Source organism: Shewanella sp. BJSY2023SW005, assembly GCF_047314585.1.
Lineage (GTDB): Bacteria > Pseudomonadota > Gammaproteobacteria > Enterobacterales > Shewanellaceae > Shewanella > Shewanella algae.
Map to the genome: position 1 here is coordinate 39,050 of NZ_JBKORJ010000040.1, position 14,974 is coordinate 54,023.

The following is a 14,974-nucleotide window of genomic DNA, read 5'->3' on the forward strand; positions in this document are numbered from 1 at the left end:
ATGGCCCAAAGTCGCCCCTAGAGGCGCATCGGCATCACCACGTACATGGAGTCTTCCTCGACGTGGTTTTCAATCAAGGCACTGGAGTTACCGTCACTGAGAGTGATCCTCACTTCATCGGCCTTGAGACCATTGAGCACATCCAGCAGATAAGAGACGTTGAAGCCGATTTCGAGCGGCTGACCGGCGTAATCCACATCGATTATCTCTTCGGCTTCTTCCTGCTCAGGGTTATTGGCGGTGATCTTGAGCAGCGCATTTTCCAGCTGCACCCTGACACCACGGAATTTCTCATTGGACAGGATAGAAGCCCGCAATAGTGCTTGCTTAAGCTGATTGCGACTGGCCAGCACTATCTTGTCGCCGCCTTTGGGCAATACCCGGCGATAATCCGGGAAGCGGCCATCCACCAGCTTACTGGTGAACACGGCGCTGGCGGTGGTAGCACGAATGGCGTTATCACCAATGGCAATATGGATATCCTGCTCTTCACTGTCCAGCAAGCGAGCCAGCTCCATCACCCCTTTACGAGGCACGATCACCTGATTTTCCGGCAAAGAGGCTGCTATTTCTCTGTGACTCAGAGCCAAGCGGTGGCCGTCTGTTGCAATGGCGCGCAGTACATTACCCTCGGTTTCCAGCAGCAAACCGTTGAGATAGTAACGCACATCCTGGTTGGCCATGGAAAACTGAGTGGCGTCTATCAGTGACTTGAGTGTGCCCTGCTTGAGGTTAAATTCGATGGCGGGCTGGAAACTCTCGACATTGGGGTATTCTTCCGCCGGTAGCGTCGCCAACGAGAAACGGCTGCGACCGCTGCGAAGCAGCCACTTGTTTTCCTGCTGTTCGATTTTGATTTCGCTCTGCTCAGGCAGTGACTTGACGATATCGAGCAGTTTCTTGGCCGGCACTGTGGTGCGACCTTCCTGCACTTCGCCACTGACCTCGGCACTGCCGACCAGTTCCACCTCAAGATCTGTACCCGTCATCTTGAGTGAGTGATTACTTACTTCCACCAGGAGGTTTGCCAGAATAGGCAAGTTATGGCGTCTTTCCACCGCGCCACTGACCAACTGGAGCGGCTTTAATAGGGCATCCCTATCGATCGAAAATTTCATGGTCCTGTTCCCTGATTAAGAAGATAAGGTTCTAATCAAGTTGGCATAATCTTCTTTAATGTCGTGACTCTCTTCCCGCAGCTGTGCAATCTTGCGGCAGGCATGCAACACAGTTGTATGGTCACGACCACCAAAAGCATCCCCTATCTCAGGTAAGCTCTGATTGGTTAATTCTTTAGATAACGCCATGGCCATCTGCCTCGGTCTCGCCACACTGCGGGAACGGCGCTTGGACAGCATATCGGCCATCTTGATCTTGTAGTATTCAGCCACTGTTTTCTGAATGTTGTCTATAGTGACTAATTTTTCCTGCAGAGCCAAGAGGTCACGCAAGGCTTCGCGCACAAAATCAATGGTTATTGGCCGACCGGTAAAGTTGGCATTAGCGATAACCCGGTTCAATGCCCCTTCCAGTTCACGCACGTTGGAGCGTAAGCGCTTGGCGATGAAGAAGGCCACTTCATCCGGCAAGTTGATCCCACTCTCCTGCGCCTTGCGCATCAAAATGGCGACCCGGGTTTCCAGCTCAGGCGGCTCGATGGCCACGGTAAGACCCCAGCCAAAGCGCGACTTGAGCCGATCTTCCACACCGTCGATCTCTTTCGGATACCGATCCGATGTCAAAATGATCTGGTGATTGCCTTCCAGCAAGGCATTAAAGGTGTGGAAAAACTCTTCCTGGGATCTGTCTTTATTGGCAAAAAACTGAATGTCATCGATAAACAGAGCATCAACACTGCGATAGTAACGCTTGAAGTCTTCGATGGCATTGTTTTGCAACGCCTTGACCATGTCCTGCACAAAACGCTCTGAGTGCATATAAACCACTTTGGCGTTAGGATTATTCTTGATAATGCCGTTGCCTACGGCGTGCAGTAGGTGAGTCTTACCCAAACCGGTACCGCCATATAGAAACAGAGGGTTATAGGCACCACCCGGGTTTTCAGCCACCTGCAATGCGGCCGCCTTACCCAGTTGGTTGGACTTACCTTCAACAAAGTTGTCGAATTGGTAAGTGGGGTTAATATTGCTGCGATAGCTGTGGTTTACGGCCGGTTCAGCGGCAGTATTAAAGGTTGCACCTTTACCGGCCGCACTCTTGGGGGCACTGACAGAGGCCTTGGTCGCAGTTGGGGTCTGAACTTGGGGCTTGGCCGACGGACGACTACCGATATCAAACCTGAGTTTTGGCGCATCATTGCCCAAATGCTCAGTAAAAAACTGATTGATAATGTTGAGATATTTATCCCGAACCCAATCAAGCACGAACCGGTTTGGTGCATAGATCACCAGGGTATCCCCATCCATTTCGGCCTGTAACGGTCTGATCCACATACTGAATTGTTGAGCAGAAAGCTCATCTTGCAGTCGTCCGATACATTGTTGCCAAAGTGAAACCGCCACTTACTTATCCCCAAAAGATCGCCTCGAAAGGAGGGTATTCTATAGTGAGATCTGAATAATCGCTATCCTTTAAGTGTAATTATCCCCAGCCGGATCCCAATCATCAGATCCACCGGATCCGGATCGATCCACCAAGATCCACTATTTGGTGAAGCGGTTAAAATCCCGCTTTATAAAGCGATCCACCCTGATCTATAATCAGCGACCGCCGATCTGCCAAGAGATCAATGGATCCACAAGATGTAGTGTCCGTACACAGAGTTATCCACATCCTGTGGTGAACTCTGCTCTACAGATCGCGAAAATGCCGAGATAAATTACCTTGAGAAGGGCTGCGCGTGTTGACTGCTCTGACTAAAGTGATTACAATTCGGCCTCTTTTTTGCCCTTACCTCGTACGAGAGATAAGGTAAATTCACTAACAAAGACGGATTGCCATCATGAGTAAACGTACTTTTCAACCTAGCAACCTGAAGCGCAAGCGTTCTCACGGCTTCCGCGCTCGTATGGCTACAGCGAACGGCCGTAAGGTACTGGCTCGTCGCCGTGCCAAAGGTCGCGCTCGTCTGTCTGCTTAATTGCGAGTAGACAACTAGGTGACTCGTTACACCTTTACGCGGGAGTTACGCTTGCTAACTCCCGCGCAATTCAAAACTGTATTTACCAACCCCATTAAAGCCTCCTCAGCTGAAATAACCCTGCTTGCTGTACCCAATGAGATGCAACATCCGCGTCTTGGACTTACTGTGGCCAAACGCCATGTAAAGAGAGCCAATCAACGCAATCGCATCAAGCGGGTGATCCGAGATAGCTTCCGCCTTAATCAACATGATTTACCTCCACTGGACATAGTGGTGCTGGTTCGCGGCGGTGTGCTGGATATGGATAATGAACAGCTCAGAAAGCTGGTAGAAAAGTTATGGCGCAAACTCAGTCGCCGTTTCAATGGCTGATAATCAAGGCTATCAGAGCCTATCAACTCCTTATCAGCCCACTGCTGGGGCCTCGCTGTCGCTTTAATCCAACCTGCTCTCACTACGCCATAGAAGCTGTGCGAGTGCACGGAACGATTAAAGGGAGTTGGTTTGCAATCAAACGCATATTAAAATGTCACCCTTTACATCCGGGCGGCAGTGATCCCGTCCCCCCTAAAAATGACAGGTGTAATAAATAGGCTATGGAATCTCAACGCAATTTACTGCTTATCGGCCTGCTGTTTGTCAGCTTCTTGCTGTGGCAACAGTGGCAAACCGATAAAGCACCCAAACCCGCTGTAACTGAAAATACAGTTGCCACTTCCGTTCAAGAGACAACTCACAGCGCTGACGTTCCGGTTGCCAAATCAGGCATGCCAGGAGAAACGGCCGTGGCGTCCAAAGATCTTATCAGGGTCACCACAGATCAACTGGATGTACTGATCAACCCTGTCGGTGGTGACATAGTGCATGCTGCTCTGGTTTCTCACAAACTGGAACTGAACAAAGATGAGCCGTTTGTCCTGTTGGAACAGAAACCCGGTTTTGTTTACATAGCCCAGAGTGGCCTGATGGGCACCGGCGGTACTGACAGTGTCAATAGCCGTGCCACCTATTCTGCCAGTGCCAAGGAATTCACCCTTGCCGATGGCCAGGATACACTGTTGGTTCCTTTGAGTTACACCGCAGCAAACGGCGCCAAGTACACCAAGATCTACACCTTCCACAAAGGCCAGTTTGCCGTGGGAGTTGAATACAAAATTGACAACACCACTTCTGAGCCGCTGCAGGTTCAGATGTACGGTCAGATTAAACAGACCATCAAACCTTCAGACAGCAGCATGATGATGCCAACTTATCGTGGTGCCGCCTTCTCAACTGCCGATATCCGCTACGAGAAGTACAAGTTTGACGATATCCAGGAAAAGGATCTGGAGAAGGAAACCAAAGGTGGCTGGGCCGCCATGCTGCAACACTACTTTGTGTCAGCCTGGGTTCCACCAAAGAATGAAACCAACACCATATTCACCAGAGAGAGCTCAGGAACCGCCAACATTGGCTACCTGGGTGAGCCAAAGACAGTAGCCCCGGGCACTGAAATGACCCTGAGCGCCGACTTCTACGTAGGTCCAAAGGATCAAGCCGCCCTGTCCGAGCTGTCTGATACCCTTAACCTGGTTGTAGATTATGGCTTCCTCTGGTGGCTGGCTGTACCCATCTACAAGCTGCTGATGTTCTTCCAGTCAATAGTGGGTAACTGGGGCTTGGCCATCATACTGATCACCCTGACGGTGCGCGGTATTCTGTTCCCGCTGACCAAGGCGCAATACACCTCCATGGCCAAGATGCGTAACCTGCAACCAAAACTGCAGGAGCTGAAGGACAAATTCGGTGATGATCGCCAGAAGATGGGCCAGGCTATGATGGAGTTGTACAAGAAGGAAAAAGTGAACCCTATGGGTGGCTGTCTGCCTATCTTGCTGCAAATGCCTATCTTTATTGCCCTTTACTGGGTACTGATGGAAGGTGTGGAACTGCGCCATGCGCCGTTCATGCTGTGGATTGACGATCTGTCGGTACAGGATCCTTACTACATTCTGCCGCTGCTGATGGGTGTTTCCATGTTCCTGATGCAAAAAATGCAGCCAATGGCACCGACCATGGATCCTATGCAGCAGAAGATGATGCAATGGATGCCGGTAATCTTTACTGTGTTCTTCCTCTGGTTCCCATCCGGTCTGGTACTCTACTGGTTGGTGGGTAACATAGTTGCCATTATCCAGCAGAAGATTATCTATGCCGGCCTGGAGAAAAAAGGCTTAAAATAAGCCGATTTTGGGTCAAATGATCAAGGGCGGCCTAAGGGTCGCCTTTTGCTTTTATAAATACGTTTTCAAGGGTTAATGCAGTGACAACAGATACTATCGTGGCGCAGGCCACCGCTCCAGGCCGCGGTGGTGTAGGCATAGTCAGAGTCTCGGGGCCCAAGGCCCAATCCGTTGCACAGGCATTGCTGGGCCACCAGCCCAAGCCAAGATATGCCGATTACTGTGACTTCAAGGGAAGTCAGGGAGAAGTGCTGGATCAGGGGATCGCCCTGTTCTTCAAAGGCCCGAATTCTTTTACCGGTGAAGACGTACTGGAACTTCAGGGCCATGGTGGTCAAATCGTCATGGACATGCTGATTAAGCGAGTCCTCGAAGTCGAGGGGATCCGCTTGGCACGCCCTGGGGAGTTCAGCGAACAGGCCTTTATGAATGACAAGCTGGATCTGACCCAGGCAGAAGCGATTGCCGATCTTATCGATGCCACCAGTGAACAGGCCGCCAAGAGCGCACTGCAATCACTCCAAGGCGAGTTTTCCCGCGAAGTGCATGAGTTGGTGGAACAGGTTACCAATCTGCGTCTTTATGTCGAGGCCGCCATCGACTTTCCCGATGAAGAGGTGGATTTCCTCTCCGACGGTAAGATTGCCAATGCCCTTTATCGCATCATAGATAAACTGGACTTGGTACAGGCCAGTGCCAAACAGGGCGCAATCATCCGCGAAGGGATGAAAGTAGTGATAGCCGGCCGCCCCAACGCCGGTAAGTCCAGTCTGCTCAACGCCCTGGCGGGAAAAGAGTCGGCGATTGTCACCGAAATAGCCGGCACCACAAGGGATGTATTGCGGGAGCATATCCACTTGGATGGCATGCCACTGCATGTCATAGACACAGCCGGCCTGCGTGACACCACTGACACAGTGGAACAGATAGGGATAGAAAGAGCCTGGGCCGAAATCGCCACCGCCGACAGAGTGCTGTTTATGGTAGATGGCACAGAAACCCAAGCGATTGATCCCCATGAAATCTGGCCGGACTTTATTGATCGCCTGCCGAAAAACCTCGGCGTCACTGTGGTACGTAATAAGGCGGATCTGACCGGTGAGTCACTGAGTCCCAGCGAAGAGAAAGGCTATGACGTCTTTAGGATCTCAGCCAAAACCGGGCTCGGGGTCGATGCGCTGAAGCAGCACCTCAAGAACCTGATGGGCTATCAGAGTAACCTGGAAGGCGGTTTTATCGCCCGTCGCCGTCACCTGGAAGCCTTGGAAGTCGCCGGTGAACATCTGCAGCAGGGCAAAGTACAGCTGGAAGTCTATCAGGCAGGTGAGCTGCTGGCCGAAGAACTGCGCATGACTCAACAGGCTCTGGCCGAAATCACCGGCCAATTCACCTCGGACGATCTGCTGGGAAGAATTTTTTCCAGCTTCTGTATCGGGAAGTAAAATAGTAAAACGCATCAAACGAAATCAAAACAACATTATGATTTTAAAATAATTTTGTTTTAATTGGTGGGAAGTGATTTGAAGGGTTTTGTCGATTATTGCTCCGTATGTGCTCCGAAGATAAATTCTGGAGCGCAAGATGAGAAAAATCTATGAAAATCAATATACAAAATCGAGAACCAGATAAGAATGGCCTGCACCCCATAAGGCTTGTGTACTATTACGGCTCAAAGACCTCGGAAGACGGTTCAAGTGTAATGGTCAATTTAAATTGACCATTACACTTGTGACAGCAATCCCCCCTATAGGCAAGCAACACCAGCTATATCTCCTCTCGAATAATTTCACTTCAACTCTAATTTTTAACCACTGGCTGGCATTTCTGTTATAGTTGCGCTTACGTTCAGAATGCCTGCATGGATAGGAACACATGATCAAATGCCACCTCGCCCGTTTGATGGGAGAGCGCAAATTAAGAATAGCGGATGTCATTCGTGAAACGGGTTTAAGCCGCAACACAGTGACACTTCTGTACAAAGAAACAGCACAAAAAGTGGACTTAGAAGCCATCGACAAACTGTGCGTGCTATTTAATTGTCAAGTTGGTGAGCTCTTAGAACAGTCACCAGAGAATGATCAATAAAAACAATAACGAAGGACTGATATGAGCTTCACAGAAGATTCAAGAGTAAAAATACCAACGATCCTACATCTCATGCGTTTAGGTTATGAGTACCTATCCCTGAAAGGAACACACTGGGACAAGGATACAAATATCTTCCCGGAATTATTCTCCTCAGCGGTCAGCCGTATAAATCCTGACATGACATCTGATGACGTTGGCCGTTTGCTCGAAGAAGTGAAACTCTCTCTGGATAACGAAGACTTAGGCCGAGCTTTTTTCAATAAGTTGAAGGCTCGATCTGGCACTAAGCTGATCGATTTCGAGAACTTTTCCAACAACAGCTTCCATGTTGTTACTGAGCTAACCTACAAGAACGGAGACGATGAATTTCGTCCTGACATTATCTTGTTAATCAACGGCATGCCGCTGGTGTTTATTGAGGTGAAAAAGCCTAACAACCGGGACGGTATCATCGCGGAAAGAGAACGCATCAATAAACGTTTTCAAAACCCGAAATTCAAGCGCTTTGCTAACATCACTCAGTTCATGATTTTTTCCAACAACATGGACTACGTCGATGGTGATTCAGAGCCGGTACAAGGTGCGTTTTACGCGAGCAGTTCATATGACAAGCCAGTGTTTAACTACTTTCGTGAAGAAGAGGTGTTAGATCTCACTGCGCTTTTAAAACCACTGACTGATGAACAAGAACTGGCAGTACTCAAAGACAACAACTTAGAAGTGATCCGCAGCAACCCTGAGTTTTTGAGCAACAAAGAACCCAGCCGCCCAACCAATCGAATCTGTACCTCTTTACTCAGCAAAGAACGTTTGTCCTTTGTTCTACGCTATGCATTGGTCTACGTATCAGAGAGTGATGGCCTGCAAAAACACATCATGCGTTACCCACAGATGTTTGCGACCAAAGCTATTGAGAGAAAGCTAAACGAAGGGGTTCGTAAAGGGATTATTTGGCATACCCAAGGAAGTGGTAAAACCGCGTTAACCTATTACAACGTTGGGTTCTTAACGGATTACTTCCAAAAACGAGAAATCATTCCAAAGTTTTATTTTATCGTCGATAGACTAGACTTGCTGCAACAAGCACAGAGAGAGTTCACTGCACGCGGCTTGATTGTTCATACCATAAACTCCCGTGAAGCGTTCACACGTGACATCAAAGCCACACAAGTGATTCACAACCACTCAGGCAAAGCCGAAATAACCGTCGTCAACATTCAGAAGTTTAAAGATGACCCCGACGTTATTTCAACGCAAGACTATAACGTCACCATCCAACGCGTTTACTTCCTGGATGAGGTTCATCGCAGTTACAACCCGAAAGGTAGCTTTCTAGCCAATCTGACTCAGTCTGATACCAACGCTATCAAGATAGGCTTAACGGGTACGCCATTACTGGGTGAAGACTATAACTCGCGAGTTCTTTTTGGCGATTACATTCACAAGTATTACTACAATGCTTCCATTGCCGACGGCTATACCCTGCGCTTAATTCGTGAAGAGATCGCGACCAATTACAAAATGACGCTTCAGCAAGCGCTGGAAGAAGCTGAAGTAAAAATGGGCGATGTAGATCGCAAAGAAATATACGCACATCAAAGTTTTGTTGAGCCAATGCTGGACTACATCATTAGTGACTTCGAAAAGAGTCGCGGCACGCTAAATGACGCAACCATAGGCGGTATGATCATTTGCGATAGCTCAGACCAAGCAAAGAAAATGTTTGAGCTGTTTAATGCTGTGTACGCCTCAAAGCCCCTATTCAGCAGTGACAGCGCGGAACCTCAGCAAGCAACATCGGTAGCAGAACCGATCCCGACTTATGTTCAAACGGCAAGCATGGAGCCAGCCAAGCAAGCCCACAAAGTGAGCAATGCTGCGCTGATTTTGCATGATGTCGGCACAAAACAAGAACGCAAATATTGGGTTGAAGATTTCAAAGCAGGAAAAATCGACTTACTGTTTGTTTACAACATGCTACTCACAGGCTTCGATGCTAAACGCTTGAAGAAACTCTACCTTGGCCGCGTGATCCGCAAACATAACTTGCTACAAGCACTGACACGCGTCAACCGCACATATAAGGACTTCCGTTATGGCTATGTGGTTGATTTTGCAGACATCCGCAAAGAGTTTGACGCGACTAACAAAGCTTACTTTGACGAGCTGCAATCTGAGCTGGGCGACGAAATCGAAAGCTACTCCAAGCTATTCAAATCACAGGAAGAGATCAAACAAGAGATAGAACACATTAAAGATGTGTTGTTCCGCTTTGATATCGACAACATGGAGACCTTCTGTGATCAAATCAGCCAGATACAAGACAGAGAAACTGTCTTAGCACTGAAAAATGCCCTAGCTGATGCACGAAGCCTGTATAACTTAATTCGCCTGCAAGGTGAGTACGACTTCCTTGATGAACTGGATTTTGCCAAGCTAAACGTGCTTTACCGCGAAACCAGCAATCATTTGGACTTGCTCAACCTCAAGCAAGATCTTGAACAAGGTACAGACACCACACACCTGCTTCACAGAGCCTTAGAAGATGTCATCTTCAAGTTCGTTAAAATCGGTGAAGAAGAGCTGGTTTTGGCTGACCAGTTGAAGAATACACTGCGCCAAACACGCGAAGCACTGGCAAGTAACTTTGACCAACAAGACCCGAAATTCATCAACCTGAAAGATGAACTAGAGCGATTGTTTAAGAAAAAGAATCTCAGTGAAGTAACACAAGATGAAATGGTCGCCAACATCGATGCACTCAATAAAATTCACCAACGAGTGAAAGAGTTGAACCGACAGAACAACCAATTGCGTCAGAAGTACCTAGGTGACACCAAGTATGCGCGTTTACACAAGCGTTTATTTGAGCGCCAACAAGAACGACGCGACATTACTGACTCTGAAAGAAAGATTTTTGAGGCCCTGCTCGGAGTCAAAGAAGACGCCGATAGCCAGGTACTCGACAACAAGTCCGTTCTCGATAACGAAAGCTATTTTGAGCGGCATCTGCTACCAAAGGTTCATAACCGCTTTATCAAACAACAGAGCATTCCTTTGAATGCGGAAGCGGTTCGTTATGTAAACCACCTTGTCGTAGCAGAATATTTAAAAGAATTTAATACAGGTAGCCAATCCTGGTAAGAACACCAACTAAGGCAGTACACAAACCATGGTCGAACTCGAATTTAGAGAAAAAACAAAAGCCCTTATCGATAGCCTGAAAAGCATCTGTGCAACCAATGGCTTAGGTAACAGTACTGGGGAATTTGAGATCATCACTCAGGTCTTTTTGTATAAATTCCTGAACGATAAGTTCGCCTATGAAGCAAAAAAAATAGACGAAAAAATCGCCAGCGCGGCAAAATGGGAAGAAGCGCTGATTGAAATGAGTGAAGAGGATCTAGAGATGCTCCAGATCCAGATGGGTGCTGACACTGCTCGTCTCAAGCCACATCATTTCATCAGTCACTTGTTCAACCAGCAGGACAAACCTGGGTTTGCTCAGCTGTTTGATGATACCTTGATGGACATAGCCATCACCAATAACGATGTATTTGCGGTAATGACGGACACAGGCGAGAAAGTACAACTGTTTACCCGCATCAGCGAGAACGTGACAGTTTCCAAGCGTGATGCTTTCTGTAAAGCGATCATCAACAAACTGATTGATTTCAGTTTTGAGCGTATCTTTAACCAGAAGTTTGATTTCTACGCCACCATCTTTGAATACCTGATCAAAGACTACAACAGCAACTCAGGCGGTAAATACGCCGAGTACTACACCCCTCATGCGGTAGCACGCATTATGGCCGCAATTTTGGTGCCTGAAGACCAGAAAGGCACCGTACGCAATGTTAGCTGTTATGACCCATCAGCGGGCTCTGGTACCCTGCTTATGAACGTCGCCCATGCCATCGGTGAAACGCGTTGTAGCATCTACACGCAGGATATTTCGAAGAAGTCATCAAACCTACTGCGTTTGAACCTGATTTTGAACAACTTAGTGCATTCAATCCCTAACGTGATTGAAGGTAACACCTTGCTGCATCCACACCACAAGGAAAATGGTGGGCTACGCAAATTTGATTACATTGTCTCTAACCCACCATTTAAACTGGATTTCAGTGATTTTCGTGATGAGTTGGATAGCAAAGAAAACAAAGACCGCTTTTTTGCTGGTATTCCTACTATTCCTAAAAAGAAAGTGGAGTCAATGGCTATTTATCAATTGTTCCTTCAACACATTATCTATTCGTTAAAGCCTGGTGGAAAAGCAGCGGTAGTATTACCAACGGGATTTATCACCGCTCAGCCGGGCATTGATAAAAAGATCCGTCAGTACTTGGTTGACAACAAGATGCTGGCGGGTGTGGTGTCTATGCCATCCAATATTTTTGCCAATACAGGCACCAACGTCTCTATTCTGTTTATTGATGACAGCAACAAAGACAAAGTGGTGCTGGTTGATGCATCCAACCTGGGTCAAAAGGTCAAAGAAGGTAAGAATCAGAAGACGGTTCTGACACCAGAAGAAGAACAGCAAATCATTGATGTGTTCAACAATAAGTGGACAGAAGAAGATTTCTCCGTCGCTGTTAGCTATGACGAGATCACAACGAAGAACTACAGCCTCAGTGCAGGGCAGTATTTCGATGTGAAAATCGAATATGTTGATATAACAGTAGATCAATTTACTGAAAAAATGCAGACATTTACCCATAATTTGGAAAGCTTGTTTGGTCGTTCTCGTGAGCTAGAGGTGGAGATTAAAAAGCAGTTGGCAGGTTTGAAGTATGATAACTAAATCTTTGCTTGATCTTTCTGTAAGCATTTCTAGTGGACTAACGCCTTTAAGAAGTAATTCTGAGTTTTGGGAAAAAGGAACAATACCGTGGTTGAAGACTGAACAACTTGGTGAGAAGTATATATATGAAACAAATGAGCATATATCTACAAAGGCATTAGACCAAACTAGTATTAAGATTTTTCCTGAAAATTCTCTTTCTATCGCAATGTATGGTGAAGGTAAAACTCGTGGAAATCTCTCGATATTAAGAAAGCCTATGGCAACAAATCAAGCTTGTTGCAACGTTGTAGTTGATCATCAAAAAGCTGATTTCGAATATGTTTACTACTTCTTGAAAACACAGTATGAGGAACTTAGAAATCTCTCTTCTGGGGTTAGAAAGAATCTAAATTCGAATGATATCAAGGGATATCCTATTCGATTGCCAGAAAAGTTGAGTGAGCAGAAGGCAATTGCGAACGTATTAAAATCATTGGATGATAAAATAGAACTCAACAACCGCATTAACGCTGAATTAGAAGCGATGGCGAAAACGCTGTACGACTACTGGTTCGTGCAGTTTGATTTCCCCGATGTGAATGGAAAGCCCTATAAAGCTTCTGGCGGAAAGATGGTTTACAACGATACCTTGAAGCGGGAAATACCGGAGGGGTGGAGCGACAAGACACTCTCTCAGATAGCTAACATTACGATGGGGCAATCACCAGCGGGAAGTTCCTATAACGAAGAAGGTACTGGAACCATTTTTTATCAAGGTTCCACAGACTTTGGCTGGTTATTTCCCAGCACCCGACAATACACTACAGCTCCTAGCCGCATGGCAAAGAAAGGTGACATTTTGTTAAGCGTTCGTGCACCTGTTGGCGATATGAATATTGCCAACACCGATTGTTGTATTGGTCGAGGCTTAGCTGCACTAAACAGTAAAGCTGGATCTGATGGCTTCCTATTTTATGTGATGAAGTATTTCAAACAGATTTTTGATCGCCGAAATTCAGAAGGCACAACATTCGGTTCGATTACAAAAAACGATTTACATTCACTTACATTAGCTTATCCAACAGCGGATTTGCTTGAAAAATATGATGAAGTTGTCACGAATTACAACAAAATGATATTTGAGCGAAGCCTAGAAAATCGTGAACTTGTAAATCTTCGAGACTGGCTTCTTCCCATGCTAATGAACGGCCAAGTAACGGTAAAACCAAGCACTGAATCACAGGAGACTCTGCATGGCTAAAGATCTCACTGAGTCTTTGCATGACCGACAAAACATTCTAAATAACCGTTACGCCTTGCAAAAAGCAGAGCAACACCTCGCATTAGGTGGTGTTCAGTTTAATGGTGAGGCGGTGTTCACTAAGCAACAAGTCATAGAATTGTTTGAAATCAGTGAACGTACGATTGAACGCTATTTATCCAGCCATGCAGATGAGCTGAAAAACAATGGCTACCAAATATTAAGAGGATCAAAACTTAGAGAATTCAAAGCCTTAAGCCATGGTACCGACATCGATGACGGTACCAAAACCAGTGTGCTAGGAGTTTTCTCTTTTCGCGCTATTTTGAACTTGGGCATGCTGCTCACTGACAGTGAACGCGCCAAAGAACTGCGCTCTCGTGTACTCGATATTGTGATTGATGTACTCGCTGAACGCGCAGGCGGTCACACCAAGTTCATCAACCAGCGCGATCAAGATTACTTGATGGCGGCGTTCCAAGAGGAAAACTACCGCAAACAGTTTACCGACGCCTTGGACAAGTACGTAGACGGCAATAAGTGGAAGTATGGCCGCTTTACTAACCTGATCTACCAAAGCATTTTCCATGAGAATGCAGCGGAGTATAAGAAAATACTCAAGCTGGCCGAAAAGGATAAGATCCGTGAAACCATGTACTCTGAAGTGCTCACGCTTATCGCAAGTTTTGAATCAGGCATCGCTCACGAGCTAGAGCGTCAGAGTACCAGCCTGGGCCGTCCATTGACGCAAAAAGAAGCTGAGCTGCTGTTTGCCAGTTTTGAGCAGCATCCACTCTTTAGGCCGCTGATAACCGATGCCAGAACAAAAATGGCCAGCCGAGATTTATGCTTTCGAGATGCTTTGCATGAAAAGCTGGAAGCCTATATTAAATCGGTTCCAGAAGCTGACTTTGAGCGTTTCCTTGGTGAGAAGAGTAAATCCCTTGAGGAGCAGCTCAGCGATCCTGAAACACTTGACGTATTTAAACGCTTGAAGGACCGCTGATATGACCGACGACGCTCAACCACGGTACTTTTACTTCGATGTGAAGTACGCAGTGAGTACCCACGATTGGATCATCGAAAAATCAGGTGGTTTAACGGGTACAAAAGATATCGGTCAACTTGAAAGCCCATTAGAGCATATTCAAAACGACTGGTATTACCCAGAAATCGAAGACAAGCTCACGCACTTAGTGTTTTCCATCAACAAAAACCATGCCTTCAATGATGGCAATAAGCGCTCATCTCTGGCACTCGGAGCCTACTTTTTAGAGCTCAACGGATTTGACTACATCGTGCAGCATTTCGTTCGCGAAATGGAGAACATCGCCGTTTGGGTCGCCGATAACGTTATTGATAAAGAGCTACTGCATAAAATCATTTACTCAATTCTGTATGACGATGAGTATTCTATAGAGTTGAAACTGGAAATTTATGAGGCAGTTCAACGAGCTGAGGAAGATCACAGTGATAATCGTTGAGCATAATCTTGAGATGATAGCCAATGC

13 protein-coding genes are annotated in these 14,974 nt (G+C 46.7%); 11 read left to right on the forward strand and 2 right to left on the reverse strand.

Annotation, left to right across the window (positions count from 1 at the left end; genetic code table 11):
- Nucleotides 1–17 precede the first annotated feature (17 nt).
- Nucleotides 18–1,118 carry a DNA polymerase III subunit beta gene (gene dnaN, locus ACMHXI_RS12635; protein ID WP_107111426.1) on the reverse strand — a complete coding sequence of 367 codons (1,101 nt, stop codon included), beginning with the start codon at nucleotides 1,116–1,118 and terminating at the stop codon, nucleotides 18–20.
- A 15-nt stretch (nucleotides 1,119–1,133) separates the two neighbouring features.
- On the reverse strand, nucleotides 1,134–2,522 hold the full coding sequence (dnaA, locus tag ACMHXI_RS12640) for a chromosomal replication initiator protein DnaA (protein ID WP_025011718.1): 1,389 nt from the start codon (nucleotides 2,520–2,522) through the stop codon (nucleotides 1,134–1,136).
- Nucleotides 2,523–2,962: 440 nt separating this feature from the next.
- Between dnaA and rpmH the strand changes: the two genes are divergently transcribed.
- From rpmH to ACMHXI_RS12695, 11 genes are all read left to right on the forward strand, one after another.
- On the forward strand, nucleotides 2,963–3,100 hold the full coding sequence (gene rpmH, locus ACMHXI_RS12645; RefSeq protein WP_011758135.1) for a 50S ribosomal protein L34: 138 nt from the start codon (nucleotides 2,963–2,965) through the stop codon (nucleotides 3,098–3,100).
- An 18-nt stretch (nucleotides 3,101–3,118) separates the two neighbouring features.
- The gene (rnpA, locus tag ACMHXI_RS12650; RefSeq protein WP_025889662.1) at nucleotides 3,119–3,475 is read left to right on the forward strand and encodes a ribonuclease P protein component; all 357 of its coding nucleotides are present in this window, start codon (nucleotides 3,119–3,121) and stop codon (nucleotides 3,473–3,475) included.
- Nucleotides 3,442–3,696: a membrane protein insertion efficiency factor YidD gene (gene yidD, locus ACMHXI_RS12655; protein ID WP_081737191.1), complete on the forward strand. Its 255-nt coding sequence runs from the start codon at nucleotides 3,442–3,444 to the stop codon at nucleotides 3,694–3,696. The genes rnpA and yidD overlap by 34 nt, the downstream gene beginning before the upstream one ends.
- A 3-nt stretch (nucleotides 3,697–3,699) precedes the next feature.
- Nucleotides 3,700–5,325 carry a membrane protein insertase YidC gene (yidC, locus tag ACMHXI_RS12660; RefSeq protein WP_208185287.1) on the forward strand — a complete coding sequence of 542 codons (1,626 nt, stop codon included), beginning with the start codon at nucleotides 3,700–3,702 and terminating at the stop codon, nucleotides 5,323–5,325.
- An 80-nt stretch (nucleotides 5,326–5,405) separates the two neighbouring features.
- Nucleotides 5,406–6,767: a tRNA uridine-5-carboxymethylaminomethyl(34) synthesis GTPase MnmE gene (gene mnmE / locus ACMHXI_RS12665; protein WP_208185286.1), complete on the forward strand. Its 1,362-nt coding sequence runs from the start codon at nucleotides 5,406–5,408 to the stop codon at nucleotides 6,765–6,767.
- Nucleotides 6,768–7,197: 430 nt separating this feature from the next.
- Nucleotides 7,198–7,410 carry a helix-turn-helix domain-containing protein gene (locus ACMHXI_RS12670; RefSeq protein WP_000588506.1) on the forward strand — a complete coding sequence of 71 codons (213 nt, stop codon included), beginning with the start codon at nucleotides 7,198–7,200 and terminating at the stop codon, nucleotides 7,408–7,410.
- Between the two features lie 21 nt (nucleotides 7,411–7,431).
- Entirely contained in the window at nucleotides 7,432–10,557 is a 3,126-nt protein-coding gene (locus ACMHXI_RS12675; protein ID WP_208185285.1) for a type I restriction endonuclease subunit R, read from the forward strand.
- A gap of 28 nt (nucleotides 10,558–10,585) precedes the next feature.
- Nucleotides 10,586–12,220 (forward strand): class I SAM-dependent DNA methyltransferase, encoded by a 1,635-nt coding sequence (locus ACMHXI_RS12680; RefSeq protein WP_413735091.1) that lies wholly within the window; start codon nucleotides 10,586–10,588, stop codon nucleotides 12,218–12,220.
- Nucleotides 12,210–13,463, forward strand: a complete 1,254-nt coding sequence (locus tag ACMHXI_RS12685; protein ID WP_144160894.1) for a restriction endonuclease subunit S — start codon at nucleotides 12,210–12,212, stop codon at nucleotides 13,461–13,463. Before ACMHXI_RS12680 ends, ACMHXI_RS12685 begins: the two co-directional genes overlap by 11 nt.
- Entirely contained in the window at nucleotides 13,456–14,469 is a 1,014-nt protein-coding gene (locus ACMHXI_RS12690; RefSeq protein ID WP_342173245.1) for a DNA-binding protein, read from the forward strand. The genes ACMHXI_RS12685 and ACMHXI_RS12690 overlap by 8 nt, the downstream gene beginning before the upstream one ends.
- A gap of 1 nt (nucleotide 14,470) precedes the next feature.
- Nucleotides 14,471–14,947, forward strand: coding sequence for a type II toxin-antitoxin system death-on-curing family toxin (locus ACMHXI_RS12695; RefSeq protein ID WP_208185281.1), 477 nt, complete (start codon nucleotides 14,471–14,473; stop codon nucleotides 14,945–14,947).
- Nucleotides 14,948–14,974 lie beyond the last annotated feature (27 nt).

Bases quoted from the DNA above. Each gene is read 5' to 3' on its own strand.
- ACMHXI_RS12690 (WP_342173245.1), top strand. From the start codon at position 13,456: ATGGCTAAAGATCTCACTGAGTCTTTGCATGACCGACAAAACATTCTA.
- yidC (WP_208185287.1), top strand. From the start codon at position 3,700: ATGGAATCTCAACGCAATTTACTGCTTATCGGCCTGCTGTTTGTCAGC.
- yidD (WP_081737191.1), top strand. From the start codon at position 3,442: ATGGCGCAAACTCAGTCGCCGTTTCAATGGCTGATAATCAAGGCTATC.
- ACMHXI_RS12695 (WP_208185281.1), top strand. From the start codon at position 14,471: ATGACCGACGACGCTCAACCACGGTACTTTTACTTCGATGTGAAGTAC.
- ACMHXI_RS12675 (WP_208185285.1), top strand. From the start codon at position 7,432: ATGAGCTTCACAGAAGATTCAAGAGTAAAAATACCAACGATCCTACAT.
- dnaN (WP_107111426.1), bottom strand. From the start codon at position 1,118: ATGAAATTTTCGATCGATAGGGATGCCCTATTAAAGCCGCTCCAGTTG.
- rpmH (WP_011758135.1), top strand. From the start codon at position 2,963: ATGAGTAAACGTACTTTTCAACCTAGCAACCTGAAGCGCAAGCGTTCT.
- ACMHXI_RS12685 (WP_144160894.1), top strand. From the start codon at position 12,210: ATGATAACTAAATCTTTGCTTGATCTTTCTGTAAGCATTTCTAGTGGA.
- ACMHXI_RS12680 (WP_413735091.1), top strand. From the start codon at position 10,586: ATGGTCGAACTCGAATTTAGAGAAAAAACAAAAGCCCTTATCGATAGC.
- ACMHXI_RS12670 (WP_000588506.1), top strand. From the start codon at position 7,198: ATGATCAAATGCCACCTCGCCCGTTTGATGGGAGAGCGCAAATTAAGA.